The sequence below is a fragment of the Roseomonas elaeocarpi genome (assembly GCF_042433915.1).
Taxonomy (GTDB): domain Bacteria; phylum Pseudomonadota; class Alphaproteobacteria; order Acetobacterales; family Acetobacteraceae; genus Roseomonas; species Roseomonas elaeocarpi.
This window is the reverse complement of sequence record NZ_JBHLUN010000015.1, coordinates 43,265-69,801: the sequence shown is the minus strand read 5'-3', so window position 1 is coordinate 69,801 and position 26,537 is coordinate 43,265. Positions and strand designations below refer to the sequence as shown.

Sequence of the window (26,537 nt, the reverse complement as noted above, 5' to 3'; positions counted from 1 at the left end):
GGCGCGATCGCCACGCTGACGACCACGCCCGGACGCACCATACTGCGTTTCGCATGCCTCGACGCCAACGATCCTTCCGCCGATTCGTCCTGCGGAGCCTGAGCGCCCTGGTGGTGCTGATCCTCGTTCTGCCCGGTGCGGTGGCCGGGTTGCTGTGGTGGACCCTGCCCGGCCGGGACGAAACGCTCGACCTGCCGGGCCTGTCGGCGCCGGTGGAGATCACGCTCGACCGCGACGGCGTGCCGCGCATCCGGGCGAACAACGAGTTCGACGCGGCCATGGCGCTGGGCGTGCTGCACGCGCGCGACCGGATGTTCCAGATGGAGCTGATGCGCCGCGGCGCCAGCGGCCGCCTGTCGGAGATCGCGGGTCCCGCGACGCTGCGGGCCGACCGCTTCACGCGGACGCTGGGCCTCGCGCGCCGGGCGGAGGCGGACCTGGCGGTGCTGGACGAGGGCACGCGGCGGCTGCTCGATGCCTACGCGGCGGGCGTGAACAGCTGGATCAGCGCGCGCGGGCGCTTCGCGGCGCCGGAGTTCCTGCTGCTCGGCGCGCCGGAGCCCTGGACAGCGCGCGACAGCCTGCTCTGGGGCAAGGTGATGGGACTCTACCTGTCGGGGAACTGGCGGGCCGAGCTCCAGCGCGCCCGGGTGGCCGGCAAGGTGACGGCGGAACAGCTGGAAGACCTCTGGCCCACGGACCGGAGTTCCGGCCGCGCCGAGGTCGCGGCGCTGTCCGGAGGGTCGGCGCCCGAAGGGTCCGCGCCTGGGGGACCCGCGCCTGAAGGCGCGCTGCCCGCGGCAGCCCTGCCGGGCCTCGGGCCGCTGCTGGCGGCGCTGCCGGAATTCCCCGTGGATGCCCCGTTGCCCAGCACGGCCTCCAACGCCTGGGCGGTGTCGGCGTCGCGCTCGACCACCGGCGGAGCGCTGCTCGCCTCCGACCCGCACCTGGGCTTCGGGGCGCCGATCCTGTGGTACCTGGCCCGCATCGATCTGCCCGGCGGGCGGATGCTCGCGGGCGCCACCGCGCCGGGCGTGCCCTTCATGGTGATCGGCCGCAACGAGCGCCTGGCCTGGGGCTTCACCACCACCACCTCCGACACCCAGGACAGCTTCGTCGAGCGCCTGGTCGGCAAGGACCAGTACGAGACGCCCGAGGGCCCACGGCCGTTCACGGTGCGCGAGGAGCGCATCGCGGTGCGCGGCCGGCCGGACGAGATCCTGCGCGTCCGCGAAACCCGCCACGGGCCGGTACTGTCGGACCTGGACCTCTGGCCCGACGACGGCACGGTGCTGGCGGTGGCCATGGCGAACCTCGCACCCGACGACACCGCCCCTTCGGGGCTGCGCGCGCTGAACCTCGCCCGCAACCTCGACGAGGCCGGCCGGGCCGTGGCCCGCATCACCAGCCCGCCCCAGAACATCACCGTGGCGGACCGCGACGGCGGCGTGGCGATGTTCCTGTCGGGCCGGACGCCGGTCCGCGCCGGCGGCGACGGCAGCATGCCCTCGCCCGGCTGGGACGGCAGCCACGACTGGACCGGCTGGGTGCCCTTCGACGCGATGCCCAACGTGGTGCGGCCGGCGGGCGGCATGGTAGCCAACGCCAACAACCGCGTGCAGCCCGAGGGCTCGCCGGTGTTTCTCGCCCGCGACTGGCCGGGGGACTGGCGCTTCCGGCGGATCGCCGAGGTTCTGCGCTCCCGCCCGCGCCACGCGCCGGAGGATTTTGCGGCGCTGCAGAACGACAGCGTCAGCCTGCTGGCGCGCGACCTCCTGCCGCGGCTGCGCGCCCTGCCCCGCCCCTGGGGCGAGGTCGGCGCCGCACGCGACCTGCTGCTGGGCTGGGACGGGCAGATGGCCCCGGACCGGCCGCAGCCGCTGATCTTCAACGCCTGGCTGGCGGAGTTCGGGCGCCTGGTGCTGGCCAAGGCCGGCAACCCGGAAGGGCTGCGGGCGAGCGCCGAATTCGTGGCGCATATCCTCGGTGACGAGGCCGCTGGCCGGCGCTGGTGCGGCGATGCGGGCTGCGACGCCACCGTGGGCGAAGCCCTGGAGCGCGCGGTGCGGCACCTGACGGAGCGCTTCGGCGGTGAGCCCGCTTCCTGGCGCTGGGGCGCGGCCCACGTGGCGCGCTTCGAGCATCCGCTGCTCAAGGCGCTGCCCCTCCTGGGCAGGCTCACCACGATCGCGGTGGCAACACCGGGCGACGATCAGACGGTGAACCGGGGGGGCACGACGGAGGACTTCGCCGACGTGCACGGCGCCGGCTTGCGGCTGGTGGCGGACCTTTCGGACACGGACGGGCTGCTGGCGGTGACGGCGACGGGGCAGTCCGGCAACCCGCTGTCGGGCCACTGGGCCGACCTGACGCCGCGATGGGTCAGGGGCCAGTTCCTCCGCCTCGGGCTCCAGGCGGAGGCGGTGGAGCGCCTGCACCTCCGCCCCTCGGCCGCGCCCCGGGCCGCGCCCCGGGCCACGCCCCAGGCCACGCCATGATCAGGCTTCGTGGCGGCTTGCGCGGCTGGCCCATTGCCGTGCGGCCCGCGGATGCCGAACTATAGGGCAACGATGTCGCTCCGCCCCACCACGCGCCCGCAATTCTTCTACACCACGGCCCCGCTGCCCTGCCCCTACCTGGAGGGCCGGACGGAGCGGAAGATCGTGACCGAGCTCATCGGCAGCGAGGGCGAGGCACTGCACGACCGCCTGTCGCGCGCAGGCTTCCGCCGGTCGCACAACATCGCCTACGCGCCGGTCTGCCCGGGCTGCCGGTCCTGCATCCCCATCCGCATCCGCGTGGCGAGCTTCTCGCCCGACAAGACGCAGCGGAAGATCGCCCGCCTGAATGCGGCCGTGCAGTCGCGCGAGGTTGCGCCGCGCGCCACGGCGGAACAGTTCGCGCTGTTCCAACGGTATCAGCGGGACCGCCACGGCGACGGCGACATGGCGGCCATGGGCTTCTACGACTACCGCGCCATGGTGGAGGACACGCCGATCACCACCAGCCTGGTGGAGTTCCGCGACGAGCCGGACCGGCTGGTGGGCGCCTGCCTGACCGACGTTCTCGAGGACGGGCTGTCGGCGGTCTACAGCTTCTACGACCTGTCGCTGGAGCGGCGGTCGCTGGGCACCTACGCGATCCTGTGGCTGGTCTCCCACGCCGCGAAGCTCGGCCTGCCCTACGTGTACCTGGGCTACTGGGTGCCGCAGAGTCGCAAGATGGCCTACAAAGCGCGCTTCCGGCCGAGCGAGATCCTGACCGGCGGCGCCTGGCGCCTGCTGACCGATGCGGAGGCGGCACCGCCTCAGGCCAACCTCACGCCGGAGATGGTGGCGGGCTGAGCCAGCCAGCCGGAGGAGCATCCTCCGGCACGGCCACGGCGCCGCTCAGCCGCTGAAGCGGTTCGACTTCGGGAAGCCGTTGGGCGGCATCTTGCCGGCACCGCCGCGATTGCCGCGCCAGCCGGCTAGCGCCGTTTCGGTCCGGGTGCGGCCGCCCAGCACCCAGGTCAGGCCCTCGGCCCGGTTGAAGACCTTGATGTCCGAGAGCTGCCCGTCCTTGAAGCTTTGCAGCGACACGCCGCGCCCGCGCGTCATCTGCGGCACCTGCTCCAGCGGGAAGACCAGCAGCTTCCGGTTCTCGCCGATCGCCGCCACGCTGTCGCCCACCGCGTCCACGCAGGCCACGAGGCGGTCGGGCGCTTCCACCACCAGCGCCTGCTTGCCGGTGCGCTTCTCGGCCAGCAGATCCTCCGACCGCGCGATGAAGCCGCGGCCGCTGCCCGAGGCCAGCAGGAAGCGCAGGCCCTCGCGGTACAGGAAGGCGGCCACGACCTCGTCCTCGTTGCCGAGGTCGATGGTCAGGCGAACCGGCTGCCCGTCGCCCCGCCCGCGCGGCAGGCTGTCGGCCTTCACGGTGTAGCTGCGGCCGTTCGAGGCCAGGAAGCAGATCCGGTCCGAGGTTTCGGCGTGCAGCGAAAGGCGGAGGCTGTCGCCCTCCTTGAAGCGAAGCTCCGCATCCGCCGCCAGGTGGCCCTTCACCGCCCGCAGCCAGCCCTTCTCGCTCAGGATCACGGTGATCGGCTCGCGCTCCACGAAAGCGGATTCATCGATCAGCGCGGCGACTGGCGCCTCGGACTGGAGCGTGCGGCGGTCGCCGAGGCTGCCGGAGCCGAACTTCTCGCGCGTCGCCTCGATTTCCTCGCCGATGCGGCGCCAGCGTGCCGGCTCGCTGTCGAGCAGGCGCTGCAGCGCCTTGCCCTCGGTCGTCAGCTTCTTGTGCTCGCGCCGGAGCTCCATCTCCTCGAGCTTGCGGAGCGCCCGCAGCCGCATGTTGAGGATGGCCTCGGCCTGGATATCGGTCAGCTCGAAGGTGCGGATCAGCGCTTCCTTCGGATGGTCCTCCTCGCGGACGATGCGGATCACCTCGTCGAGGTTGAGGAAGACGATCAGGTAGCCGTCCAGCACCTCCAGCCGCCGCTGGATCGCGGCGAGGCGGTGCTTCGAACGCCGCACCAGCACGACCTCGCGATGGTCGAGCCAGTGTCGCAGCACGTCGCGCAGGCCCAGCACCCGCGGCGTGCGGTCGGCCGTCAGCACGTTCATGTTCAGCGGGATGCGCGATTCCAGCGCGGTCAGCCGGAACAGCGACTCCATCAGCACCGCGGGCTCCACCGTGCGGACGCGCGGCTCCAGCACCATGCGCACCACGTCGGTGCTCTCGTCGCGGATATCCGCCAGCAGCGGGAGCTTCTTGGCCTCCATCAGCTCGGCGATCTGCTCGATCAGCCGGCTCTTGCCGACCTGGTACGGGATCTCCGTGACCACGATCTGCCAGGTGCCGTTCTTGAGGGACTCGCGCTCCCACTTCGCGCGCAGGCGGAAGCCGCCGCGGCCGGTCTCGTAGGCGCTGAGGATGCTCTCGGCCGATTCCACCAGCACGCCGCCGGTCGGGAAGTCAGGGCCGGGAACGTGGCGCAGCAGCTCCGCCGTGGTGGCCGGGCGGGCGTCGCGGGCATTGGCCGGATGCTCGATGCGCAGCAGTTCCAGCGCGGCAGAGCAGAGTTCCCCGGCATTGTGCGGCGGGATCGAGGTGGCCATGCCCACGGCGATGCCGTTGGCGCCGTTGGCCAGCAGGTTGGGGAAGGCGGCGGGCAGGACGATCGGCTCCTGCTCCTCGCCATCGTAGGTGGCGCGGAAGTCGGTGGCATCGTCCTCGATGCCTTCCAGCAGCGCCTTGGCGACCTCGGTGAGCTTGGCCTCGGTGTAGCGCATCGCCGCGGCGTTATCGCCGTCGATGTTGCCGAAGTTCCCCTGGCCCTCGACCAGCGGGTAGCGGGCGGCGAAGTCCTGCGCCAGCCGCACCAGCGCCTCGTAGACCGAGGCATCACCGTGCGGGTGGTACTTACCGATCACGTCGCCCACCACGCGGGCGCATTTCTTGAAGCCGCCGGCGGGGTCGAGCTTGAGCTGCTGCATGGCCCAGAGCAGCCGGCGGTGCACCGGCTTCAGCCCATCGCGCACGTCCGGCAGGGACCGCGAGACGATGGTGGACATGGCATAGGCGAGGTAGCGCTCGCTGAGTGCGGCGGCGAGAGGCGCGTCGTGGATACGGCCGCCATCGGGCCCAGGGTGCAGGGTCTTCAGGTCATCCGGCATGGTGGGCAGCCCCGCTTGTTCTCTCTTCGTTCTCTTACGCGCAGTTTTACCAGATGGGGTGACCGATCACCAGCACCAAGCGGCTTCCCACCCCGGAGCCGGGCTATCCCTGCCGCTCATCCGGCCTGGGGGAAGCATCGGGCGAGGCGCCCTCCCCCGACGTCGCGCCCCGTTCCCGCTGGGCCCGGTCGGCGATGCGGCTCGCCAGCATCTCGCGCGCCGCCGGCATCGCGCGGTGCGTGGCGCCGAACACGTCGCGCTCCAGGAAATAGCCCGTGAGGCGCAGGGCGGCGTCCCAATCCGCCCAGCCGGAGGGTGCCGCCCGATCCATCAGGAAACCCGGCAGCGTCAGCAGCCGGTCGGCATAGGGTGCCGCGGCCTCGGCTGAGACAGCGCGGCCGCTACGGGGCGAGACGTGGGTCAGGCCCTCCTGCACCCCGGTCGCTGCGCAACGCTCCAGGTCCAGGCCGTAGCCCAGGTCCCGCAGCAGCGACACCTCCCAGCGGAGGTAGTCCGGCAGCACCGTTTCCACCCCCGCGGCAAGGTGGGCGATCACCGGCAGCAGACCGCGAAACAGGGCGGGATAGGCCTCGCGCTCTGGCAGGGCCTCGGCGGCCACGGCGCAGGCGCCGGTGAGCAGCGCCAGCGCCAGCGCATCCTCCAGCACCAGCGCCGCCGTGGGGTGGACCAGCTCACCCGTCAGGTTGCCGAGCTGATCCGCGAGGCGCGCCACCCAGCGCACCTCCACCAGGTTGCCCTGCTGCCAGAGCGCGGCCTGGGCGCGGGAGGAGCCGCCGCGCACCAGCCCGGCATGGCGCCCGTGATCCTCGGTGAGCAGCGTCACGATCGCCCCGCCCTCGCCGTAGGTGCGGGCATCGAGCACGATGGCGGGGGCTTCCCACTCCAAGGCTGCGCTAGCCTTCTTCCTCGTGCAGCCCGATGGCGCGCAGGCGGGCACGCTCCTCGTCCCAGCCGGGACGTTCCTTGACGTTCAGGAACAGGTGGACGCGGCGCTCCAGCAGCTTCGTCAGCTCCTCGCGCGCGCGGCGGCCGATCTCCTTGATGCGGGCGCCGCCGTCGCCGATCAGGATGGCCTTCTGGGAGGCCCGCCCGACATAGATGGTGCAGTCCACCCGCACGCTGCCGTCGCGGCGCTCGCTCCAGGATTCCGTCTCGACGGTGGCGTGGTGCGGCACCTCGTCATGGGTCTGGCGCAGGATCTGCTCGCGCACGATCTCGGCGGCCAGCATGCGTTCGTTGAGGTCCGAAAGCTCGTCCTCGGGGAAGAGCCAGGGACCTTCCGGCATCACGGCCGCCAGGGCGTTGCTCAGCCGCTCCACCCCGTCGCCGGTCTCGGCGCTGATCATGAAGGTTTCGGCAAAGGTCAGCTGCTCGTTCAGCTGCGCGGTGAGCGGCAGCAGGCGCTTGGTGTCGAACAGGTCGGTCTTGTTCAGCACCAGCCAGAGCGTCGGGCTACCCTTCTTGAGGCGGTCGATGATGGCCTGCACCGCCTCGGTCAACCCGGCGCGGGCATCCACCACCAGCAGCGCCATGTCGGCATCCTGCGCGCCGTTCCAGGCGGCCGCCACCATGGCGCGGTCCAGCCGGCGCTTGGGCCGGAAGATGCCCGGCGTATCGGTCAGAACGACCTGCGACGCGCCGTTCATCAGCACGGCGCGCACCCGGAAGCGGGTGGTCTGCGGCTTGGGCGAGACGATCGAGACCTTGGCGCCGGTCATCCGGTTCACCAGCGTGGACTTGCCGGCATTGGGCGCGCCCACCACCGCCACGATGCCGGCGCGGGTCGGCTGCGGAGCCCCTTCAGACGGAGCTTGTTCAGACATCGCTGCGCCCTTCCAGCCCGGCCAGCCAGTTCTCGGCCGCCTGCTGCTCGGCGGAACGTTTGGTGTCGCCGGTGCCTTCCGCCACCCGTCCGGCGGCCTGGACGGTTATCACGAAGACGGGTGCGTGCGAGGGACCCGTGGCGGAAACGAGCTGGTATTCCGGCAGGCCGAGGCCGCGGCCCAGCGTGTGTTCCTGCAACCGGCTCTTGGCGGACATCGGCGGCGTGACGTCGGCCGCGATCCACTTCGCCCATTCCTGGCGCACGAAGCGGCGCGCCGCTTCCAGGCCGCCATCAAGGTAGAGCGCGCCGATCAGCGCCTCGGTCGCGTCGGCCAGCACGGTGGCGCGCTGCCGCAGCCCGGTACGCCCTTCGGCGGGGGGAATGCGCAGCGCCTGCGACAGGCCGATCTCCTCGCCCACCTTGGCCAGGACGTCGGCCGCCACGAGGACCGACAGACGCTTGCCGAGCTCGCCCTCACGCTCCTGCGGGAAACGCTCCGACAGCCATTCCGCGACGGTCAGCGCGAGGACGCGGTCGCCCAGGAACTCCAGCCGCTCGTTGCTGTCGAGCTGCCGGCGCCGCGGGTCGGCGGCGGAGCGGTGGGTAAGAGCCTGGGACAGCAGCGCGGGGTCGGCGAAGTCGTGTCCCAGGCGGCGAAGGAAATCGGTCACGTCAATCAGCGAACGGCCGTGAACAGCCGGCTCCAGCGGATCGCGAGCGGCCAGCGCCAGACCTGCCACCAGCTGGCCGAGCCGTCCCACGAGAAGAACAGGAATTCCGCGCGCCCCACCAGGTTCTCCACCGGAATAAAGCCCACCGCGTTCATGTAGCGGCTGTCCTGGCTGTTGTCGCGGTTGTCGCCCATGGCGAAGAGCCGGTCCGCCGGCACCACGTATTCGGGCGTGTTGTTGGCGTCGCCCTGGTTGGTGGCCTTGAGGATGTCGTGCGTCCGGGGCTGGGCGCCGGGGCTGGCGGGCAGCGTCTCGTGCAGCAGCCGCACCACGATGCGCGGCCCGTCGCCTTCAACCGTGTAGGGTCCGACCGGCTCGACCTTCACCGGCTGCCCGTTCACGTAGAGCAGCCCCTCGCGCACCTGGATGTGGTCGCCGGGCAGGCCGATGATGCGCTTGATGTAGTCGGTCTCGCCGTCCGCGGGCAGCTTGAACACGGCCACGTCGCCACGCGCCGGAAGCCGGCCGAACAGGCGGCCAGAGATCAGGTTCGGCGCAAAGGGCAACGAGGCGTTCGAGTAGCCGTAGGAATACTTCGACACGAACAGGTAGTCGCCGACCTGCAAGGTCGGGATCATGCTGCCGGAAGGGATGTTGAAGGGCTCGAAAGCCACCGTCCGGATCGCGACGGCGATCACCACGGCATAGATGATGGTCTTCAGGCTCTCGAGCCAGCCACCCTGGGTCTTCTTCTTCGCCATGCTGTTCAAAGGGAGAAATCCGCCTTCGCGTGCCACCGGAAGCGGGCAGCTGCGCGGCGGTTAGACCCCCTGCCCCTCCGCCCTGTCAAGGAAGCGCCCCGCGGGAGCATGGCCGGATCGCTGCGGGCGAGAGGCAGCCCTGCAGCGTCGTCAGGGCAGCGGCACGGCGGAGATGATCACCACGGCCTCGGCATAGGGCCATTCGTCGGTCATGGTCAGGCTGACCTGCGCGCCGTAGCCGGCCGGCGTGATCGCCGCCAGGCGCTCGGCCGCCCCGTTGGTCAGGCGCATCGTCGGCTGACCGGTGGACAGGTTCACCACCCCCAGGTCGCGGTGGAAGACGCCGGCGCGGAAGCCCGTGCCCAGCGCCTTGGAGGCCGCCTCCTTGGCCGCGAAGCGCTTGGCATAGGTCGCGGCGCGGATGCGCTCGGTCCGCATCTCCGCCTTGCGGCGCTCGGCCGGGGTGAAGACGCGCTCCAGGAAGCGCTCGCCGTGGCGTTCCAGCACGCGCTCGATGCGGCGGATGTCCACCATGTCGTTGCCCAGGCCGATGATCATGCTTGCTTTCAGCCCTTGGCCCGCTCGACCTGCTCGATGCCCGGCGTCGCACGAAGCGTGGCGATGACGCCCGACAGGTGGCGAAGGTCCTTGACCTCCAGGTCCACCGTCAGCTCGCTGAAGTCGGCGGCGCGGTGGACGAACTTCAGCGACTGGATCTTGCCGTCCTGCTTGGCCATGGCGATCGTCATGGCCGCCACCGCCGCCGCGTCGTTCGCCGTCACCACCGAGAGCCGCGCCACATGCTGCCCGCCGGCACCGGCCGCGGTGTCCCAGTCCACGTCGATGAAGCGCTCGGGCGTCGCCGCGAAGGAAGTCAGCGTCGAGCATTCCGCGTTGTGGATGGTGACGCCCTTGCCGGTGGTCACGATCCCCACGATCCGGTCGCCCGGCACCGGATGGCAGCAGCCGGCGAAGCTGACCGCCATGCCGCTGACCAGGCCGGTGATGCCGTAGGCCGCCTCAGGCCGGCGCGCCTGCCGCGTCGGCACCACGGTGGCGCCGGGCTTGCCGCGGGCGGGTGTGAGCGGCAGGCCTTCATGCAGGGCGCGCACGGGGCCGCGCAGCTCCGGCACCGCCGCGTGCAGCACGTCGCGCGGGGCGATGTGCCCGCCGCCCACCGCGATGCAGAGCTCGTCGAAGCCCGGCTGCTTGAGCGCCTTGACCGCGGGCTCGGCGATCTTCTCGGAAAAGTCGAGGCCTTCCTGACGGAAGGCGCGCGCGATGGCGGAGCGGCCCTGCTCGCGCGATTCCTCGCGCTGGCGGGCCAGCACGAAGCGGCGGATGCGGGCCTTGGCCTTGCCCGAGACGACGAAGCGTTCCCAGGCCGGGTTGGGCGTGTTGCCGCGCGCCGTGATGATCTCGACCTGGTCGCCGTTCTCCAGCGGCTGCCGCAGCGGGCGGATCTGGCCGTTGATCTTGGCGCCGACGCAGGCGTCGCCCACCTGGCTGTGGACCTGATAGGCGAAGTCCACCGGGGTCGAGCCGCGTGGCAGCGCGATCAGGTCACCCTTGGGCGTGAAGCAGAAGACCTGGTCCTGGTGCAGCGCGAGCTTGGTGTGCTCCAGGAAGTCCTGCGCCTCGCCGGCATTCTCCAGGATATCCAGCAGGTCCTTGACCCATGGATAGCGCCGGCGCGTCGCCTGCGCCCCTTCCGGCCCCTGCTTGTAGATCCAGTGTGCCGCGACGCCGTATTCCGCGACCTCGTGCATCTCCGGCGTGCGGATCTGCACCTCGATCTTGGCGTTGCGCCGCTCCGGCACCGTCACGCCCGTATGGAGCGACTGGTAGCCGTTGGGCTTGGGCGTGGAGATGTAGTCCTTGAAGCGCCCGGGCACCACGCGATAGGCCGAGTGCACCGCTCCCAGCGCCGCGTAGCATTGGCCCTTGTCCGGCACGATGACGCGGAAGGCCATGATGTCCGAGAGCTGCTCGAACTCAACCTTCTTCTCGTGCATCTTGAGCCAGATCGAGTAGGCCGACTTCTCGCGCCCCTTGATCTCCATCACCGGCACGTCGGCCGCCACCAGCTTGCGGCGAAGGTCGTCGGTGACCTCCTCGATCAGGTCGGCCCCCTGCCCGTGCAGGAAGGCCAGGCGCGCCGAGATCGTCTGGAACGCATCGGGCTGGAGCTCGCGGAAGCAGATCGCCTGCAGCTCGGTGCGCAGCGCCTCCATGCCGATGCGCTCGGCCAGGGGCGCGTAGATCTCCATGGTTTCGCGGGCGACGCGCTGCCGCTTCTCGGGCTTCACCACGAGGTGCAGCGTGCGGACGTTGTGCAGCCGGTCCGCCAGCTTCACCAGCAGGACACGGATGTCCTCGCTCATGGCCAGGACGAGCTTGCGGAAGTTCTCCGCCTGCTTGGTGCGCTCGGACTGCAGTTCCAGCCGGGTCAGCTTGGTGACGCCGTCCACCAGCCGCGCGACCTCGGCCCCGAACTGCTTCTCGAGCTTGCCGAGCGTCAGCCCGGTGTCTTCCACCGTGTCGTGGAGGAGCGCCGTGACGATGGTAGCGGTGTCGAGCCGGTAGCCGGCGAGGATCTGCGCCACCGCGAGCGGGTGGCCGATATAAGGGTCGCCGTTCTCGCGACGCTGCCCCTCATGCGCCTGCCGCGCGACTTCGTAGGCACGCTCGATCGCGGCGACGTCGGTGCGCGGATCGTAGGAATGGACCAGGGAGGCGAGCTGCCGTCCCTCATCCCCGGCGGTCCCCGGCGCGGTCGCCAGGGTGCCGATCGCGCCTTCGGGGGCATGCGCCACCCAGCCCAGCGGGGAGCCGGTGATGGGCATGCCCGGGCGGCTCAGCGGCGGCCGCCGCCCAGCTCGGCGGCGATGGCCGCCTCGATGTCATCGGCGCTGGCATCGTCGACGCTGATGCCGGCCTCGTTGGCCTCCGCCTCGTTGACATCCATGACGCCGAAGATGTTCTCGTCGGTGGCGATCAGGTCGATGACCTCCTCTTCCACCGGCTCCGGCTCCGGCGCGCGCAGCAGCGACTTGATGATGTCCTGCTCCAGCTCCGGCAGCTCCACCGTCTCGTCGGCGATCTCGCGCAGCGCCACGACGGGGTTCTTGTCGTTGTCGCGGTCGAGCGTCAGCTCCTCACCGCGGCTGATGTTGCGCGCGCGCTGGGCGGCCAGGAGAACGAGCTCGAAGCGGTTCGGAACCTGGAGAATGCAGTCTTCAACCGTGACGCGGGCCATGCGTGGTACCAACTTCTGCTTCGGAGAATAGCAACAGATAGACCGACCAGCGCCGGAAAACAAGTTGCGGCCAGCGTCACAGCCGCCGCATCAGCATGGGAGGCGCTGCCCGGATCATCTCCTCCAGCGTTTCGCCCGTCCGCGGGTTGCGCCATTCCGGCGCGACTTCCGCCAGCGGGCAGAGCACGAAGCGGCGGAGCCGGGCGCGCGGGTGCGGCAGGATGGGGTCCGGCGTCTCACGCAGGAACGCGCCGACCGCGATCAGGTCCAGGTCCAGGGTGCGAGGCGCGTTCGGGCGACTGCGGACCCGCCCCATCCGGTTCTCGATGCTCTGCGTCGCCTCGAGCAGCAGTTCCGGCGGCGCGACGCCGCGCAGGCGCGCCACGCCGTTGACGTAGGGCGGCGAGTCCGGGTCCGGCGGATCGGGCGGCGTTTCCCACCAGTTCGAGACCGCCACGAGCGGCAGGCCGCAGATCCCGTCCAGCGCCGCCGCCGCCCTGCGGCAGGTTTCCAGCGGCCCCTGCCCGTCCTCGCCCGGCAGGTTGGCCCCCAGCGCCACCAGCGTGTCGGGGAAGTCGATGGATGGCGGGTGACTCAAGACGCGTCCTGACAGTTTCGCGCGGGAGGTAAAGGTGCCGGCGGAGGGCGCGCGTGCCTCCGCCGAGGTTCCGTCAGGCCTTCCGGACGTTCCAGAAGATCGGCATCGAGGCCGGCACGATCCCGGTCAGGGTGTCGCGGAAGGCCGTGGAGGTGAAGATCTGGCCGAGCGGGAAGAACGGCACTTCCTCGAAGGCGACGCGCTGCATGTCCGAGGCGATCGCATGTTGCGCCTCCTCGTCCGGCGCGTCGAACCAACGGTCGCGCAGGGCTTCCAGCCGCGGGCTCGTGGGCCAGCCGAACCAGCCGGCCGGGCCGTTGCCGCGCAGCGGGATGTGCGTGGCCGGATCGGCAACGGTCAGGCCTTCGTAGGTCGTGCAGTAGGCGTTCCAACCGCCCTTGTCCGACGGCTCCTTGCTGGTGCGCCGCTGCACCAGCGTGCCCCAGTCCGTGCTGACGTAATCGACGTTGAGGCCGAGCCGCTTCATCAGGTCGGTGGCGACCTGCGCCAGGCTCTGCGTCGCCGGGTAGTCGGAGGGCGACATCAGCACGATGCGCTCGCCCTTGTAGCCGCTCTCGGCCACCAGCTTGCGGCTGCGCTCGATGTCGCGCGGGCTGGTCAGGACCTCCATCCCGGCATCGGTCGCCATCGGCAGGCCCGGCGTGAAGATGCCGCAGGGAATATGGAAGAGCGACGCCTCGCCCCCCGTCGCGGCCTGCATGAAGTCTGACTGGTCCACCGCCGACAGGATGGCCCGCAGCAGCTTCGGGTTGTCGAAGGGCGGCTGCGTGTGGTTCACCGCCAGCATCGCCACGGCGCCTACCTTGTCGTTGACCGCCACCGTGACACCGGGGCTGGACCGAAGCACCGGCAGCAGGTCCACCTGCGGCTGCTGCACCCAGTCCACCTCGCCGCTCTGCAACGCCGAGGCGGCGGTGCCGGGGTCGGGGATGATCTGCCATTCCACGCGGTCGAAATTCGCCACCTTGCCGCCGGCCAGGAAGCTCGGCGGCTCCTGCCGCGGTTGGTAGCGGTCGAAGCGGGCATAGGCGGCGCGGGAGCCGGACACCCATTCGTCGCGCAGGAAGCGGAAAGGGCCGCTGCCGACGTAGTCCCCGATCTGCTGGTACGCGTCGGTCTTGGCGATCCGCTCCGGCATCACGAAGCAGCTGTCGGTGAAGGCGTTGGTCATCAGCGCGAAGGGCTTCTTCAGGCGGATCTCGAAGCGACGGTCATCCATCGCCGTCATCTCGTTCGCCAGTTCCAGCAGCGTCTGCCCGAGCGGCCGGCGACGCGCCCAGCGCTTGATGCTGGCGACGCAGTCCGCCGCGCGAACCGGCTCGCCGTCATGGAACAGCAGGCCTTCGCGCAGCGTGAAGCGCCAGCGCAGCCGGTCGTCCGAGATTTCGTGCCCCTGCACCATCTGCGGCTGCGGCCGGAAGCTGGCGTCGCGGGCGTAGAGCATGTCCCAGATCATGGCGGCGTGGTTCCGCGCCACGGTGGTGGTGGTCCAGACCGGATCGGGGTTGGCGAGGTTGCCCTCGGGCACGAAGCGCAGGACCCGGTCGGCCGACTGGGCCAGGGCCGGCCTGCGGAGACCGCCGAGCGCGGCCACAGCGCTGGAAGCCAGGATCGTCCTGCGTGTCGCGTTCATCCACGTCATCCCACTCGCCGAGCCCGCGCCGCCTGGCGTGGCCCGTCGAGAATGCGGCAGCGTGGATCGTGGCGAAAGCCCCCTGCTTCCGGCGATGGAAGCCCCGGGGAGCCTCCACAGCAGGCGTGTCATGCCGGTGACACCACCACGCCGGGCTTCGCTGCATCGCACAATGTGTTTGAAATGGGGCACGATCTGGGCAAAGAAGGCGCGCCCGCCGCTCTACTTCGGAACTGCCGATGCGTACCACTGCCCGCCTGCGACTTGTTTTCTGTGCCCTTCTGCTCTCGGCAGTTCTCCCCGCCGCAGCGCAGGCCCGTGACGATGGGTTGGAGGTGACGGCCGCGGTCGGCGGCAGCGTGCCGCTGCCACAATTGGGCGGCGACGCCATCTACCTGTCGGCGGATCTCCTGGGCGGGCACGTGCTGAAGGTCGGCAAGAGCGTGCCGATGCTGGCGCAGGTGAAGAATGTCTGGGATGCGCGGCCGCAGCTGATGATCGGCGGCCGCTACCCGATCGCGGAACTGCCCGGCCTGGGGCAGCTCTCGGTCAGCGGCCTCGTCTCCGGGGCGCTGGAAGCCGCGCCGGAGGAGCCCCGCCCGGTGGTCGGGCTTGCGAAGCTGCAACTGCGCTTCTGAGCCGCGGCTCAGCCGTAGCGTTCTTCCAGCCAGGGATCGCCGCGGTGATGGTAGCCGCGCACCTCCCAGAAGCCCGGCCGGTCCTCGCTCAGGAACTCGATCCGGCGCAGCCACTTCGGGCTCTTCCAGAAGTACAGGTGCGGCACCACCAGGCGCATCGGGCCACCGTGCTGCCGCTCCAGCGGCCTGCCGGCCCAGCCGAAGGCCAGGAAGTTCTCCGGACGGGCGAAATCTTCCATGGCGAGGTTCGTGGTGTAGCCGTCATGCGCCTCGAGCGACACGAAGCGCGCCTCGTCCTTGGGGCGGACCATCTCCAGCAAGGAGCTGACCGGCACGCCATCCCAATCGTTGTCGTAGCGCGACCACTGGGTGACGCAGTGGATGTCGTTGCGGAACGCCTCGCGCGGCAGGGCCTGGAGGGCGGCCCAATCCAGCCGCACCGGCACGGCGACGAGCCCGTCGAGCCCGAGCCTGACGTCCTCCGGAGGCAGGTTGGGCTGCACGCCCAGGTCCAGCACCGGGAAATCCGTGACCAGGCGCTGCCCCGGCGGCAGGCGGTCCTGCGCCGGATCGGAGGTCTGCCCGGTCAGCAGCCGCCCCGCCCTGGCCCAGCTTTCCTTGGTGCGGATCAGCTTGTCGCGGAAGCGCCCCTCATCGTCACCGGGCATGCGCGGTCTCCTCCGTTTTCAGGCGCGGCCTCAGCCGCGGTCGCGCATCAGCCTCGCCTTGTCGCGCTGCCATTCGCGCGCCGCGATGGCCTGACGCTTGTCGGCCTTGTTCTTGCCCTCGGCCAGACCGAGCACGACCTTGGCCACGCCGCGCTTGTTGAACAGGATCTCGAGCGGCACCAGCGTGGTGCCTTCGCGCGACACCTCGCCCGCCAGCGCGTTCACCTGCTTGCTGTGCAGCAGCAGCTTGCGCGGGCGGCGCGGCTCGAACTTGGCCACCACCGAGCCCGCCTGCCATTCGGGGATGTAGCAGTTGAACAGCCACATCTCGCCGTCGCGCTCGCCGGCCCACGCCTCGGTCAGGGTCGCGCGGCCGGCGCGCAGCGACTTGACCTCCGGCCCCACCAGCACGAGTCCGGCTTCCACGGTGTCGTTGATCTTGTAGTCGAAGCGCGCCTTGCGGTTGGACGCTGCCGTGCCGTGGCTGATCAGGCCCTTCTTGCGGGGTTCCGCCATGCTCGCTGTCCGTTCAGTTCAGGAGGCCGGCGCGCACCATGGCGTCGCGCAGCGCGGCCTTGTTGGTCTCGCCCACCGGCGCCAGCGGCAGCCGGCAGTGCTCGCTGCCGTAGCCCAGCAGGCTCGCCGCGTACTTCACCGGCCCGGGCGAGGTTTCCGCGAACAGCGCGTCGTGGATCGGCAGCAGCCGGTCCTGGATCGCCTGCGCGTCCTCCATGCGGCCGAGGTCCCAGGCATCGTGCATCTCGCGGCACAGGCGCGGCGCGATGTTGGAGGTCACGCTGATGCAGCCATGGCCGCCGGCGGCGCGGAAGGCCATGGCGGTGTGGTCCTCGCCGCTCAGCTGGCAGAACTCGGGACCGCAGGCGGCGCGGGTGTGCAGCGGCCGCGCCAGGTTCGCGGTCGCGTCCTTCACGCCCACGATGTTCGGGTGCTTCGCCAGCCGCGCCATGGTGGCCACGGTCATGTCGATCACCGAGCGAGGCGGGATGTTGTAGATGATGATCGGCAGGTCCACCGCGTCGGCGATGGCCATGAAATGAAGGTAGAGCCCTTCCTGCGTCGGCTTGTTGTAGTAGGGCGTGACGATCAGCGCCGCGTCCGCGCCCGCCTGCTTGGCGTTGCGCGTCAGGCGGATCGCCTCGGCCGTGCTGTTGGAGCCGGCGCCGGCGATCACCGGCACCCGCCCGCCCGCGGTCTCGACGCAGAGCTCCACCACCCGGTCGTGCTCGGCATGGGACAGGGTCGGGCTTTCGCCGGTGGTGCCCACGGGGATGAGGCCCTGGGTGCCTTCCGCGATCTGCCAGTTCACGAAATCCCGGAACGCAGCCTCGTCCACCGCTCCCTCGCGCGTCATGGGCGTGATCAGGGCGGTGAGCGAGCCCTCGAACATGGGGAACATCCTTGATGAGATTGAGGCCGCAGCGATCACGGCGGACAGTGAGGCGTGAAGGTAAGGGCGCGAGTGCGGCGGAACAAGCCGGTCACAATCCCCGTCGCGACAGGCCGGCCGGGATCGGATAAGAGGAGCGCCATGCGCCGCGCCGTTTCCGCCCTGCTTCTCGCCACCCTGGGTGCGGCGGTGGCCTGGCCCCCTTCCTCGCCAGCGCAGCCCTGGCCGCCCGAAGAGCGCCGCGCCGCCGGACGGCTCGCCCTGAGCACGGCGGAGAGCGGGCGCGTGGCCGAGGCGCAGGCGATCGCGCAGATCGCCGATCCGCTGCCGCGCAAGATCATCACCTGGATACGCCTGCAGGCCAAAGGCCAGGCGGATGCCGCCGAACTGTCGGATTGGCTGCTCAACAACCCCGACTGGCCCTTGCCGGATCTGATCGCGCGGCGGGCGGAAGAAGCGCTGGTGTCAGACGCGGACGACGCGCTGGCGCTGGGGCAGTTCTCCCGCTTTGCCCCGCGCACGCTGGACGGGGCGCAGCGCTACGCCGACGCCCTGAACCGCGTCGGCCGCGGCGCCGAGGCGGGGCCGGTGCTGCGGGCCGCCTGGGTCGCGGCCGCCACCGATCCGGTGGCGGAGCCCGGCTTCGCGGTGCGCAACGCCTCGGTGCTGACGCCCGAGGATCACTGGGCGCGCTTCGAGCGCCTCACCACGGCACGCGATGCTGCCGGCGCCGCACGGCTGCTGTCCTTCCTTGACCCTTCGCGCCGCCCGGCCGCGGAGGCGCGGCTGGCCCTGATGGCCGACCGCCCCGACGCGGAACCGCTGCTGCCTCCGCCCGAGGCGCGCGACCTCGGCCTGTCGGTGGAATATGCGCGCTGGCTCCGCCGCAAGGACCGCGACAGCGATGCCGCAGCCGTCTGGGCCACCCTCGTCGCGTCGCAGCACGACCTCGCCCCCGAACTGGCGCGCGCCATCTGGTCGGAGCGCGAGGTTCTGGCCCGCAAGCTGATCCGGCTGAGCGACGCGCCGACGGCCTATGCCGTGGCCTCGGCGAACGGGCAGCTTCCCGGCACCGCCGCGCGCAGCGATGCGGAGTTCCTGGCCGGCTGGATCGCCCTGCGCCGCCTGAACGACCCGGCCGGTGCGGAAGACCACTTCCGCCGCGTGGCGGAGCGCAGCACCAGCGTCATCACCCGCGCCCGCGCCGCCTACTGGCAGGGCCGCGCCCTGGCAGCGGAGGGGCAGGACGCCGCTGCCCGCGCCCAGTGGGAAGCGGCCGCGACCCTGCCGACGGCCTTCTACGGGCAGCTGGCCTCAGTCGCGCTGGGGGAAACGCCGGCACGGCTGGCGGAGCGCGTCCGCACCGCCGACACCCCGGTGGCCACGGCGGATCAGGCGCAGCTCTTCCTGGGGCGTGAGTTGCCGCGCGCCGTGCTGAGCCTGGCCGACCTGGGCGACAGCCGCCGCGCCCTCACCTTCCTGCTGCGCCTCGAAAGCCTGAGCTCGGACGGGCCGACGCGGGTGCTGGTGGCGGACCTCGCCGATACCATCGGGCGCCCCGACCAGGCGGTCTGGGTGTCCCGGCGCGCGGCGATCGACGGCGTGGCCATGGTGCCGCAGGGCTGGCCCACCCCCTACCCGACGCCGGCCGAGGGGCCCGAGCCCGCGCTGGTGCGCGCGATCTCACGCCAGGAAAGCAATTTCGACCCGCTGGCCGTCTCGCCCTCCAACGCGCGCGGGCTGATGCAGCTGCTGCCCGCCACCGCGGCCGAGGTGGCGCGCCAGAACGGCATCGCGCACCAGGTCGGCTGGCTGACCGCCGACCCGGCCCACAACATGCGCCTGGGCTCGCTCTACCTGTCGCAGCAGCTTCTGCGCTTCAACAACAACCCGGCCCTGGCCGCGGCCGCCTACAATGCCGGCCCCCGGCGCGTGGCCGAGTGGCAGGTGACCTACGGCGACCCCACGGCAGGCACGGCGGACATGATCGACTGGATAGAGCTGATCCCCTTCGGGGAAACCCGGAACTACGTGCAGCGCGTGGTGGAGAACATCGTGGTGTACCGCGCGCTCGACGCCGCGGCGGCGCCGCAGCCGCATCCGCTCAGTAGCTGGCTGCGCTCCTGATGCGGCTGCGCGACGTTTCGGCGGCCGACGGGCTGCGCCTGCGCCTGCGCGACTGGCCGGGCGATCCCGGCCGCACGCCGCTGCTCTGCCTCGCGGGCATCGGCCGCAACAGCCTCGACTACACCGGGCTGGCGGAGCGCCATGCCGGCACCCGCCGCATCATCGCCCCCGACTACGCCGGCCACGGCGAGAGCGACCGCGCCCCCGAGCCCGAGCGCTACACGCCGGATCACGCGATCTCGGACCTGCTGGACTGCTGCGCCTCGCTGGGGATCGACCGCTGCGTCGTGGTCGGCACCTCCTTCGGTGGGCTGCTCGGGATGTTTCTGGCGGTGGCGCGTCCGGCACTGGTGCGCGGCGTGGTGCTGAACGACATCGGCCCGCAGATCGAGATGCAGGGCCTGATGGAAGCCCAGGGCCTGCTATCGGACGACCCGGCCTTCCTGGACCTCGCCACGGCGGCGGACTACCTGCGTCGCCTCATGCCGGGCGTGCCGCTCGAGGGCGAGGCACGCTGGCAGGACTTCGCGGAACGGACCTATCGGCTGGGCGAGGACGGACGCTGGCACCCGCGCTGGGACACCCGGCTGGGGCAGGTCGCCTCTTCCGGCACGCCCATGACCAGTTTCGATCCCGTCTTCGAGGCCTTGGCCGACCTCCCGACCCTGCTGGTCTGGGGCGAGCAGAGCCACATCCTTTCGGCCGGAACCGTCGCCGCCATGCGCCGCTCCAAGCCGGACCTCGAAGTCCTGGTGGTACCGGAGGCCGGGCACGCCCCGACGCTGGAGGAAGACAGCGTCATTCCCCGCCTCGATGCCTTCCTGAACCGCCTGGCATGACCGCGGCCGGTTTCCTGGCCTCCATGGCCGGCATCGGCCGCCTGCGCCCGGCACCCGGCACCTGGGGATCGGCCCTGGTGCTGCCGCTGGCCTGGGGCGGCCCGGCGCTGTGCCTCCTGGCGGCGGCGCTGTTCTCGGCGCTCGGGGTCTGGGCCATCTCGCGCCTGCCCGAGGCACGGGACGATCCGTCCTGGGTGGTGATCGACGAGGGCGCGGGGCAGAGCCTCGCCCTGGCGGCGCTGCCCGGCTTCTGGACGCCAGGCTGGACCGCGCCGATCTGGGTCGTGGGCGCCTTCGTGCTGTTCCGCTTCTTCGACATCGTGAAGCCCTGGCCGGTGTCCTGGGCGGATCGACGCGCGGGCGCGGTCTGGGTGATGCTGGACGACCTGGTGGCCGGAGCCCTCGCGGCGGCCTGCCTCCTGGCCATGAGGATCGTAGCCGGATGATCTCACAGGATATGTTCGCCCAGGCGGAGGCGTTGCTGGCGCGGCTGCAGGCGGCGGGGTTGACGGTGGCCACCGCGGAGTCCTGCACCGGCGGCCTCGTCGCCGCCTCGCTCACCGCCGTGCCGGGCTCCTCCGCCACGGTGCTGGCCGGCTTCGTCACCTACGCCAACAGCGCCAAGACCGGGATGCTGGGGGTCGCGGAGGAACTGCTCAACCGTGTCGGCGCGGTCAGCGAGGAGGTCGCGCGCGCCATGGCGGAAGGCGCCCTCGCCCGCGCCGGCGCCGACCTCGCCGTGTCCACCACCGGCATCGCCGGTCCGGGCGGCGCGGTGCCGGGCAAGCCGGTGGGCACCGTCTGGCTGGCGGTGGCGCGTCGCGGTGGCGCCACCACGGCGCGGCGGCACGTCTTTCCCGGGGACCGCACCGAGGTCCGCAACGCCACGGTGGCCGAGGCGCTGCGGATGCTCGAACCCGGCTGAGTTCAGGCGCGGGCCAGCGCCTCGCGGATCGCCGTCAGCGCGTCGTCGATCATGGCGGACCCCACGTCGAGATGCGTGCAGGCGCGCAGCCGGCCGCCCAGCAGGCTGATCAGGATGCCCCGCATCCGCAGTTCCGCCTGCAGCCGCTCGGAGGAAAGCCCGGCGCCGGTCGGGTCGAAGTAGACGAGGTTGGTGTCGGGGTCCGTCACCTCGACGCCCGGGATCTGCTTCAGGCCGCGGGCCAGCGCCTTGGCGTTGGCATGATCCTCCGCCAGCCGGTCCACGTTGTGGTCCAGCGCGTAAAGGCAGGCCGCCGCGCAGACGCCGCCCTGCCGCATCGCGCCGCCCAGCCGCTGCTTCCAGCGCCAGGCATGGCCGATGAAGTCCGAAGTTCCCACCAGCACGGCACCCAGCGGCGCCCCGAGACCCTTGGTAAAGTCGAGCCAGGCAGTGTCGTAGCTCGCGCACATGTCGCTGGCCGAGATGCCCGAGGCCACGCAGGCGTTGAGCAGCCGGGCGCCATCCATGTGCGTCACCCAGCCCTGCTCGTGGGCCACGGCCGCGACCTCGTCCAGCTGCGCCTTGGGCCAGACGGTGCCGCCGCCGGTGTTGGCGGTCTGCTCGACCTCGAGCATCGTTTGCGGCGGCGCGTTGCGGTTGCGCGGGCGGATGGCGCGGCGCACGGCGTCGGCATCGAACAAGCCGTTCGGCCCTTCGAGGCCGGTGATCTGCACGCCGCCCAGCGCGCCGTGGGCACCGCCCTCGCTGGTCAGGATATGCGCGGTCCGGTGCGCCAGGATCTCGTCGCCCGGGCGGGTGTGCACCAGCGTCGCGATGACGTTGCACATGGTGCCCGAGGGCAGGAACACCGCCGCTTCCTTGCCCAGCAGCGCCGCCATCCGGTCGCACAGGGCATTGATGGTCGGGTCGTCGCCGGACTGATCGTCGCCCGTGGGTGCCGACATCATGCTGGCGAGCATGGCCTGGCTCGGGCGCGTCTGGGTGTCGGAATACAGGTTGATGCGGACGGGCGGGGCACCCTCGGGCGGGCGGCTGGGGGCGTGAACCATCTCGGAGGACCTTTGCAGGCAAGAACGGGCAGGAAAACAGGTGCCGCCCGGAAAGCTGACAGGGATACTCCGCCGCGTCACCCCTGCGGCAGCGGCAGATCTGGATCGCGTGATCGGGGCGGCCCAGCGCGGCGCGCACCCTTCGGGCATGCTGCAATGCAGCGTAGAACGGGCGGCTGTTAATGGAGGTCGAAGCGGTTCCATGGTTGCACGCGCGCTGGTCGGTCGCTGGAAGCACGAGTGGATCAAGCGCTGGTGGCTCCAGACCGCGTTCTTCATCCTGTTGTCCTGGCTCGGGGATCAGGCAGTGCGGCTGCTGCACCTTCCCATGCCGGGCAGCATCGTGGCGCTGCTGGCGATGCTGCTCCTGCTGCTGACCCGGACGCTGTCGGTGGAAGGCGTCCGGCGCGGCGCCCTGAAGCTGCAGGACCACCTGATGCTGTTCTTCGTGCCGCCCATGCTGGCACTGCTGGACCATCCGGAGCTTCTCAGCTTCCGCGGCGTCGAGGTGCTGGCGGTGGTGCTGCTCGGCACCGTGGCGGTGCTCCTGGGGACCGGCCTGGCGGTGGAGCGCTTCATCCGGCGGCTCGAGCCGCAGGCGCAGGACCGGACGCCCGATCATGCTTGAACCGAAGCTCTACGCCGAGGGCATCGCCTGGCTCCTCGTCACGCTGGTGATCTACGTCCTGTCCAGGCGAGCGAACCGGCGCTACCCGAGCTGGTGGACCTCGCCGCTCCTGGTCACCTGGGGATCGCTGCTGGTGCTGGTCCCGCTGTTCCACTCGAACTACAGCACCTACCTGATCGGGACCTCCTGGCTCGGCGCGCTGGTGGGACCTGCGACCGCAACCTTCGCCCTGCCGATCTACGACCAGCGGCAGCTGATCCGCCGGCACTGGCCCATCCTCCTGGCCGGGGCCTGCACCGGCAGCCTGTTGTCGGTGGCGCTGTCCTGGGTGCTCGCCACGGCGCTGCACTTCCCGGAGGAACTGCGCCTGAGCCTCCTGCCCCGGTCCGTCACGACGCCCTTCGCCATGGCGATCTCGGGCACGATCGGCGGCTCACCGGGCCTGACCGCGAGCTTCGTGGCCATCACCGGCATCTTCGGCTCGACGGTGGGCCCTGCCCTCACCCAGCTGATGCAGCTGCGCAGCGCCTTCGCGAGCGGCGCCGGCCTCGGCATGGCCGCCCACGGTACCGGCGTGGCACGCGCTTATCAAATTGGCCCGGCGGAAGGCTCCATTGCCAGCGCCACGATGGTGCTGGCGGGGCTGCTGAACGTGCTCGCGGCCACGATCATCAGCGCGCTGGCGCGCTGACCTTCAGCGTGTGACCTTCTGACATGTCAGCGGAAAGATTAAGCAAGGCGCCTGGGCGCGTCCTGGAATGGCTTCCTGAGACGGCGCCACACAGGAACCGCGGAGCCCGAAGGAGCCCGACAGCGAAGACTCGCGGCTACGCTTGGCTTCAGCTCGCCGCCTGGGGCGCGGCGGATCGGGCAACGGCGCCCGGACGACCGTAAAGGACCATGGCGCGCCGCTCGAAGGCCCGCACCATCATTCGCACGGCTTCCGTGAACACGGTCCCGATCACCGCCTGCAGGAGGCGCGACCGGAACTCGAAATCCACGAAGAAGTCGACCTCGGTGCCACCTTCCACGGCACGAAAGCGCCAGCGGTTGTTCAGATACCGGAACGGCCCATTCAGGTACTCGACATGCACCTCGGTCGGGCGCTGCAAGGCAACGCGGGACCGGAAGGTTTCGCGGAACATCTTGAAGCCGATGGTCATGTCCGCCACCAGCTCGTGCTCATTCTCCGAGATGATCCGCGCCCCGACGCACCAGGGAAGGAACTCGGGATATCGTCGGACGTCCGCAACGAGTGCGAACATCTGGTCCGGCGTGTACCGGAGCACTTTCTTCTCGGAATGGGTCGGCATGCGCTAGATCGAACGCGCCGTTGAAGCACCCAGTTTCGCCTCGCGCGCCGAACGCAGGGCCGCGAAGTCCCGGTCCGCATGGTAGGAGGAGCGCGTCAGCGGCGTCGCCGAGACCAGCAGGAAGCCCTTGGACCGCGCCATGGCGGCGTAGTCCGCGAACTCCGCGGGCTCCACGAAGCGGTCCACGGCGGCGTGCTTGACGGTGGGCTGCAGGTACTGGCCGATCGTCAGGAAGTCGATCTCGGCCGCCCGCATGTCGTCCATGACCTGCAGCACCTCGATCCGCTCCTCGCCCAGCCCGACCATGATGCCGGACTTGGTGAAGATCATCGGGTCGAGCTGCTTCACACGGTCCAGCAGCCGCAGCGAGTGGAAGTAGCGGGCGCCCGGCCGGATCGTCGGGTAGAGCTTCGGCACCGTTTCGAGGTTGTGGTTGAACACGTCGGGCTTCGCCTCGACCACCACCTCCAGCGCCCCGTCCTTGCGCAGGAAGTCGGGGGTCAGGATCTCGATCGTGGTGTCCGGCGCCGCCGCACGAATGGAGCGGATCACCGCCGCGAAGTGCGCGGCACCACCGTCGCGCAAATCGTCGCGGTCCACCGAGGTGATCACGACGTGACGCAGGCCGAGCTTGGCCACCGCCTCGGCGACGCGACGGGGCTCGTCATGGTCCAGCGCCTTGGGCAGGCCCGTGGTAATGTTGCAGAAGGAGCAGGCGCGGGTGCAGATCTCGCCCATGATCATCATGGTGGCGTGACGCTGCGACCAGCACTCCCCGATATTCGGGCAGGCCGCTTCCTCGCAGACCGTGACCAGCTTGTTGTCCCGCATCAGCTCGCGGGTCTCGTGATAGATCGGGTGGGTCGGTGCCTTCACGCGGATCCACTCGGGCTTCCGCTTGATCGGGTTGTCCGGCCGGTGCGCTTTCTCGGGATGGCGCAGGGCCGCGCGTTCCGCCGGCTCGGCGGCCGGAGCCACGGCCGGAACCTCAATGGCACCGGCGACGCTGAGAGCGCCGCCGGAACGATGATCCACGAGAATGCGCTGGGACATGGCGCTAGATGTGGATCACCCGGCCGTAGGCATCAAGCACGGCTTCGTGCATGGCTTCCGAGACCGTGGGGTGGGGGAAGACCGTGTTCATCAGCTCGGCCTCGGTGGTCTCGAGCGTCCGGGCGATGGTGTAGCCCTGGATCATCTCGGTGACCTCGGGGCCGACCATGTGGGCGCCCAGCAGCTCGCCGGTCTTGGCGTCGAACACGGTCTTTACGAAACCCTCCGGCTCGCCCATCGCGATGGCCTTGCCGTTGCCGATGAAGGGGAAGCGGCCGACGCGGACCTCATGGCCCTTCTCCTTGGCCTTGGCTTCGGTGATGCCCACCGACGCCACCTGCGGACGGCAATAGGTGCAGCCCGGGATGTTGGTCACGTCCATGTGGTGCGGGTGCATCCCCGCGATCCCCTCGACGGTGGCGATGGCCTCGTGGCTCGCCTTGTGCGCCAGCCAGGGCGGGCCGGTCAGGTCGCCGATGGCGTAGACGCCGGGCTCCCCGGTGAAGCCGGCCGGGTCGGTGACCACGTGGGTGCGCTCCACCTTCACCTTGGTGCCTTCGAGGCCGATATCCTCAACATTGCCCACGATGCCCACCGCCGAGATCAGCCGGTCGGCCGTGATCTCCTGCGTCTTGCCGCCGACTTCCACCGAAACGGTGACGGCATCGGCGGTCTTGCGCACGGCGTTGACCTTGGCCGCCGTCAGCACGGTCATGCCCTGCTTCACGAAGGCCTTGTTCACGAAGGCGCTGATCTCGGCATCCTCGACGGGGAGGATACGGTCCAGCGCCTCGATCAGCGTGACCTTGGCGCCCATGTTCAGGAAGAAGGAAGCGAACTCCGACCCGATCGCGCCCGAGCCCACCACGATCAGCGACTTCGGCATGGTGTTGGGCACCAGCGCCTCGCGGTAGCTCCAGATCAGCTTGCCGTCCGGCTCCATCCCCGGCAGCACGCGGGCGCGGGCGCCGGTGGCCAGGATGATGTTCTTGGTCTCGAGGTCAGCGACCGGCTTGCCGTCCTTGGTGACCGCGAGCTTGCCCGGGCCGTTCAGCTTGGCATGGCCGTCGAAGACCGTGACCTTGTTCTTGCGCAGCAGGTGCTTCACGCCGCCCGAGAGCTGCCCGGCGACCGCGCGGGAACGCTTCACCACCTTCTCGAAATCGAAGCGCACGTTGTCGGCCGCGAAGCCGTAGGCGTCGAGGCTGTGCAGCAGGTGGTTGATCTCGCTCGCGCGCAGCAGCGCCTTGGTGGGGATGCAGCCCCAGTTGAGGCAGATGCCGCCGAGGTTCTCACGCTCCACCAGCGCCGTCTTCATCTTGAGCTGCGCCGCGCGGATCGCCGCGACGTAGCCGCCGGGACCGCCACCCACCACCACGAGGTCGAACTGCTCGGCCATCGGTTCTTTCTCCGATCATT

Annotated in this window: 26 protein-coding genes; 9 read left to right on the top strand and 17 right to left on the bottom strand. The window is 70.6% G+C overall.

Features of this window, described 5'->3' with window-relative positions; translation table 11 throughout:
• The first annotated feature begins 53 nt into the window (after positions 1-53).
• Positions 54-2,498 (top strand): penicillin acylase family protein, encoded by a 2,445-nt coding sequence (locus tag ACFFGY_RS19430; protein WP_377046185.1) that lies wholly within the window; start codon positions 54-56, stop codon positions 2,496-2,498.
• Positions 2,499-2,570: 72 nt separating this feature from the next.
• On the top strand, positions 2,571-3,344 hold the full coding sequence (locus ACFFGY_RS19425) for an arginyltransferase (RefSeq protein ID WP_377046184.1): 774 nt from the start codon (positions 2,571-2,573) through the stop codon (positions 3,342-3,344).
• A gap of 45 nt (positions 3,345-3,389) precedes the next feature.
• Here the strand turns inward: ACFFGY_RS19425 and parC are convergent, their stop codons facing one another.
• The 10 genes from parC to ACFFGY_RS19375 form a co-directional block, all read right to left on the bottom strand.
• On the bottom strand, positions 3,390-5,660 hold the full coding sequence (parC, locus tag ACFFGY_RS19420; RefSeq protein ID WP_377046183.1) for a DNA topoisomerase IV subunit A: 2,271 nt from the start codon (positions 5,658-5,660) through the stop codon (positions 3,390-3,392).
• A 103-nt stretch (positions 5,661-5,763) separates the two neighbouring features.
• Entirely contained in the window at positions 5,764-6,567 is an 804-nt protein-coding gene (gene recO / locus ACFFGY_RS19415; RefSeq protein WP_377046182.1) for a DNA repair protein RecO, read from the bottom strand.
• A 7-nt stretch (positions 6,568-6,574) separates the two neighbouring features.
• A complete protein-coding gene (gene era / locus ACFFGY_RS19410; RefSeq protein WP_377046181.1) occupies positions 6,575-7,504 on the bottom strand; it encodes a GTPase Era in 930 nt (309 codons plus the stop codon).
• Positions 7,497-8,177, bottom strand: a complete 681-nt coding sequence (gene rnc, locus ACFFGY_RS19405; protein ID WP_377046180.1) for a ribonuclease III — start codon at positions 8,175-8,177, stop codon at positions 7,497-7,499. The genes era and rnc overlap by 8 nt, the downstream gene beginning before the upstream one ends.
• Positions 8,178-8,182: 5 nt before the next feature.
• Complete coding sequence (gene lepB, locus ACFFGY_RS19400) at positions 8,183-8,938, bottom strand: signal peptidase I (RefSeq protein WP_377046179.1); 756 nt, start codon at positions 8,936-8,938, stop codon at positions 8,183-8,185.
• Positions 8,939-9,088: 150 nt separating this feature from the next.
• Positions 9,089-9,496 (bottom strand): holo-ACP synthase, encoded by a 408-nt coding sequence (gene acpS / locus ACFFGY_RS19395; protein WP_377046178.1) that lies wholly within the window; start codon positions 9,494-9,496, stop codon positions 9,089-9,091.
• A gap of 8 nt (positions 9,497-9,504) precedes the next feature.
• Positions 9,505-11,784 (bottom strand): RelA/SpoT family protein, encoded by a 2,280-nt coding sequence (locus ACFFGY_RS19390; protein ID WP_377046177.1) that lies wholly within the window; start codon positions 11,782-11,784, stop codon positions 9,505-9,507.
• An 11-nt stretch (positions 11,785-11,795) separates the two neighbouring features.
• A complete protein-coding gene (rpoZ, locus tag ACFFGY_RS19385; RefSeq protein ID WP_377046176.1) occupies positions 11,796-12,197 on the bottom strand; it encodes a DNA-directed RNA polymerase subunit omega in 402 nt (133 codons plus the stop codon).
• A 76-nt stretch (positions 12,198-12,273) separates the two neighbouring features.
• A complete protein-coding gene (folK, locus tag ACFFGY_RS19380) occupies positions 12,274-12,795 on the bottom strand; it encodes a 2-amino-4-hydroxy-6-hydroxymethyldihydropteridine diphosphokinase (RefSeq protein ID WP_377046175.1) in 522 nt (173 codons plus the stop codon).
• A 73-nt stretch (positions 12,796-12,868) separates the two neighbouring features.
• Positions 12,869-14,449, bottom strand: coding sequence for an ABC transporter substrate-binding protein (locus ACFFGY_RS19375; protein WP_377046174.1), 1,581 nt, complete (start codon positions 14,447-14,449; stop codon positions 12,869-12,871).
• Positions 14,450-14,688: 239 nt separating this feature from the next.
• Between ACFFGY_RS19375 and ACFFGY_RS19370 the strand changes: the two genes are divergently transcribed.
• Positions 14,689-15,087, top strand: coding sequence for a hypothetical protein (locus ACFFGY_RS19370; RefSeq protein ID WP_377046173.1), 399 nt, complete (start codon positions 14,689-14,691; stop codon positions 15,085-15,087).
• 8 nt (positions 15,088-15,095) lie between these two features.
• On the opposite strand, the gene ACFFGY_RS19365 is transcribed toward ACFFGY_RS19370, so the two are convergent.
• The 3 genes from ACFFGY_RS19365 to dapA are packed head-to-tail and all read right to left on the bottom strand — an operon-like array spanning position 15,096 to position 17,163.
• A complete protein-coding gene (locus ACFFGY_RS19365; protein WP_377046172.1) occupies positions 15,096-15,755 on the bottom strand; it encodes a sulfite oxidase-like oxidoreductase in 660 nt (219 codons plus the stop codon).
• A gap of 30 nt (positions 15,756-15,785) precedes the next feature.
• The gene (smpB, locus tag ACFFGY_RS19360) at positions 15,786-16,271 is read right to left on the bottom strand and encodes an SsrA-binding protein SmpB (protein WP_377046171.1); all 486 of its coding nucleotides are present in this window, start codon (positions 16,269-16,271) and stop codon (positions 15,786-15,788) included.
• A gap of 13 nt (positions 16,272-16,284) precedes the next feature.
• A complete protein-coding gene (gene dapA, locus ACFFGY_RS19355) occupies positions 16,285-17,163 on the bottom strand; it encodes a 4-hydroxy-tetrahydrodipicolinate synthase (protein ID WP_377046170.1) in 879 nt (292 codons plus the stop codon).
• A 141-nt stretch (positions 17,164-17,304) separates the two neighbouring features.
• On the opposite strand from dapA, the gene ACFFGY_RS19350 reads away from it, so the two are divergent.
• Genes ACFFGY_RS19350 through ACFFGY_RS19335 form a run of 4 tightly spaced genes read left to right on the top strand, consistent with a single transcriptional unit; the run spans position 17,305 to position 21,054 of the window.
• Complete coding sequence (locus ACFFGY_RS19350; protein WP_377046169.1) at positions 17,305-19,290, top strand: lytic transglycosylase domain-containing protein; 1,986 nt, start codon at positions 17,305-17,307, stop codon at positions 19,288-19,290.
• Positions 19,290-20,129: an alpha/beta fold hydrolase gene (locus ACFFGY_RS19345; protein ID WP_377046168.1), complete on the top strand. Its 840-nt coding sequence runs from the start codon at positions 19,290-19,292 to the stop codon at positions 20,127-20,129. The genes ACFFGY_RS19350 and ACFFGY_RS19345 overlap by 1 nt, the downstream gene beginning before the upstream one ends.
• Positions 20,126-20,575 carry a phosphatidylglycerophosphatase A family protein gene (locus tag ACFFGY_RS19340; RefSeq protein WP_377046167.1) on the top strand — a complete coding sequence of 150 codons (450 nt, stop codon included), beginning with the start codon at positions 20,126-20,128 and terminating at the stop codon, positions 20,573-20,575. Before ACFFGY_RS19345 ends, ACFFGY_RS19340 begins: the two co-directional genes overlap by 4 nt.
• Positions 20,572-21,054, top strand: coding sequence for a CinA family protein (locus ACFFGY_RS19335; protein ID WP_377046166.1), 483 nt, complete (start codon positions 20,572-20,574; stop codon positions 21,052-21,054). Before ACFFGY_RS19340 ends, ACFFGY_RS19335 begins: the two co-directional genes overlap by 4 nt.
• 2 nt (positions 21,055-21,056) lie before the next feature.
• Here ACFFGY_RS19335 and ACFFGY_RS19330 read toward each other — a convergent pair whose 3' ends face one another.
• Positions 21,057-22,124, bottom strand: a complete 1,068-nt coding sequence (locus tag ACFFGY_RS19330) for a threonine aldolase family protein (RefSeq protein WP_377046165.1) — start codon at positions 22,122-22,124, stop codon at positions 21,057-21,059.
• A gap of 202 nt (positions 22,125-22,326) precedes the next feature.
• Between ACFFGY_RS19330 and ACFFGY_RS19325 the strand changes: the two genes are divergently transcribed.
• Both ACFFGY_RS19325 and ACFFGY_RS19320 read left to right on the top strand, forming a co-directional pair.
• The gene (locus tag ACFFGY_RS19325; protein ID WP_377046164.1) at positions 22,327-22,752 is read left to right on the top strand and encodes a CidA/LrgA family protein; all 426 of its coding nucleotides are present in this window, start codon (positions 22,327-22,329) and stop codon (positions 22,750-22,752) included.
• Entirely contained in the window at positions 22,745-23,443 is a 699-nt protein-coding gene (locus tag ACFFGY_RS19320) for an LrgB family protein (RefSeq protein WP_377046163.1), read from the top strand. The genes ACFFGY_RS19325 and ACFFGY_RS19320 overlap by 8 nt, the downstream gene beginning before the upstream one ends.
• Positions 23,444-23,591: 148 nt before the next feature.
• On the opposite strand, the gene ACFFGY_RS19315 is transcribed toward ACFFGY_RS19320, so the two are convergent.
• From ACFFGY_RS19315 to lpdA, 3 genes are read right to left on the bottom strand one after another with little or no spacing between them, the layout of a single operon-like run.
• Positions 23,592-24,065 carry a type II toxin-antitoxin system RatA family toxin gene (locus tag ACFFGY_RS19315; RefSeq protein WP_377046162.1) on the bottom strand — a complete coding sequence of 158 codons (474 nt, stop codon included), beginning with the start codon at positions 24,063-24,065 and terminating at the stop codon, positions 23,592-23,594.
• A gap of 3 nt (positions 24,066-24,068) precedes the next feature.
• A complete protein-coding gene (gene lipA, locus ACFFGY_RS19310) occupies positions 24,069-25,118 on the bottom strand; it encodes a lipoyl synthase (RefSeq protein ID WP_377046161.1) in 1,050 nt (349 codons plus the stop codon).
• Positions 25,119-25,122: 4 nt separating this feature from the next.
• Entirely contained in the window at positions 25,123-26,517 is a 1,395-nt protein-coding gene (gene lpdA, locus ACFFGY_RS19305; protein ID WP_377046160.1) for a dihydrolipoyl dehydrogenase, read from the bottom strand.
• Between the last annotated feature and the right edge of the window lie 20 nt (positions 26,518-26,537).

What these genes read in the sequence shown, in the direction of transcription:
- ACFFGY_RS19430 (WP_377046185.1), top strand. Translation starts at nt 54, where the DNA reads ATGCCTCGACGCCAACGATCCTTCCGCCGATTCGTCCTGCGGAGCCTG.
- ACFFGY_RS19425 (WP_377046184.1), top strand. Translation starts at nt 2,571, where the DNA reads ATGTCGCTCCGCCCCACCACGCGCCCGCAATTCTTCTACACCACGGCC.
- parC (WP_377046183.1), bottom strand. Translation starts at nt 5,660, where the DNA reads ATGCCGGATGACCTGAAGACCCTGCACCCTGGGCCCGATGGCGGCCGT.
- era (WP_377046181.1), bottom strand. Translation starts at nt 7,504, where the DNA reads ATGTCTGAACAAGCTCCGTCTGAAGGGGCTCCGCAGCCGACCCGCGCC.
- lepB (WP_377046179.1), bottom strand. Translation starts at nt 8,938, where the DNA reads ATGGCGAAGAAGAAGACCCAGGGTGGCTGGCTCGAGAGCCTGAAGACC.
- acpS (WP_377046178.1), bottom strand. Translation starts at nt 9,496, where the DNA reads ATGATCATCGGCCTGGGCAACGACATGGTGGACATCCGCCGCATCGAG.
- ACFFGY_RS19390 (WP_377046177.1), bottom strand. Translation starts at nt 11,784, where the DNA reads ATGCCCATCACCGGCTCCCCGCTGGGCTGGGTGGCGCATGCCCCCGAA.
- rpoZ (WP_377046176.1), bottom strand. Translation starts at nt 12,197, where the DNA reads ATGGCCCGCGTCACGGTTGAAGACTGCATTCTCCAGGTTCCGAACCGC.
- ACFFGY_RS19375 (WP_377046174.1), bottom strand. Translation starts at nt 14,449, where the DNA reads ATGAACGCGACACGCAGGACGATCCTGGCTTCCAGCGCTGTGGCCGCG.
- ACFFGY_RS19370 (WP_377046173.1), top strand. Translation starts at nt 14,689, where the DNA reads ATGCGTACCACTGCCCGCCTGCGACTTGTTTTCTGTGCCCTTCTGCTC.
- ACFFGY_RS19365 (WP_377046172.1), bottom strand. Translation starts at nt 15,755, where the DNA reads ATGCCCGGTGACGATGAGGGGCGCTTCCGCGACAAGCTGATCCGCACC.
- smpB (WP_377046171.1), bottom strand. Translation starts at nt 16,271, where the DNA reads ATGGCGGAACCCCGCAAGAAGGGCCTGATCAGCCACGGCACGGCAGCG.
- dapA (WP_377046170.1), bottom strand. Translation starts at nt 17,163, where the DNA reads ATGTTCGAGGGCTCGCTCACCGCCCTGATCACGCCCATGACGCGCGAG.
- ACFFGY_RS19350 (WP_377046169.1), top strand. Translation starts at nt 17,305, where the DNA reads ATGCGCCGCGCCGTTTCCGCCCTGCTTCTCGCCACCCTGGGTGCGGCG.
- ACFFGY_RS19345 (WP_377046168.1), top strand. Translation starts at nt 19,290, where the DNA reads ATGCGGCTGCGCGACGTTTCGGCGGCCGACGGGCTGCGCCTGCGCCTG.
- ACFFGY_RS19340 (WP_377046167.1), top strand. Translation starts at nt 20,126, where the DNA reads ATGACCGCGGCCGGTTTCCTGGCCTCCATGGCCGGCATCGGCCGCCTG.
- ACFFGY_RS19335 (WP_377046166.1), top strand. Translation starts at nt 20,572, where the DNA reads ATGATCTCACAGGATATGTTCGCCCAGGCGGAGGCGTTGCTGGCGCGG.
- ACFFGY_RS19330 (WP_377046165.1), bottom strand. Translation starts at nt 22,124, where the DNA reads ATGGTTCACGCCCCCAGCCGCCCGCCCGAGGGTGCCCCGCCCGTCCGC.
- ACFFGY_RS19325 (WP_377046164.1), top strand. Translation starts at nt 22,327, where the DNA reads ATGGTTGCACGCGCGCTGGTCGGTCGCTGGAAGCACGAGTGGATCAAG.
- ACFFGY_RS19320 (WP_377046163.1), top strand. Translation starts at nt 22,745, where the DNA reads ATGCTTGAACCGAAGCTCTACGCCGAGGGCATCGCCTGGCTCCTCGTC.
- ACFFGY_RS19315 (WP_377046162.1), bottom strand. Translation starts at nt 24,065, where the DNA reads ATGCCGACCCATTCCGAGAAGAAAGTGCTCCGGTACACGCCGGACCAG.
- lipA (WP_377046161.1), bottom strand. Translation starts at nt 25,118, where the DNA reads ATGTCCCAGCGCATTCTCGTGGATCATCGTTCCGGCGGCGCTCTCAGC.
- lpdA (WP_377046160.1), bottom strand. Translation starts at nt 26,517, where the DNA reads ATGGCCGAGCAGTTCGACCTCGTGGTGGTGGGTGGCGGTCCCGGCGGC.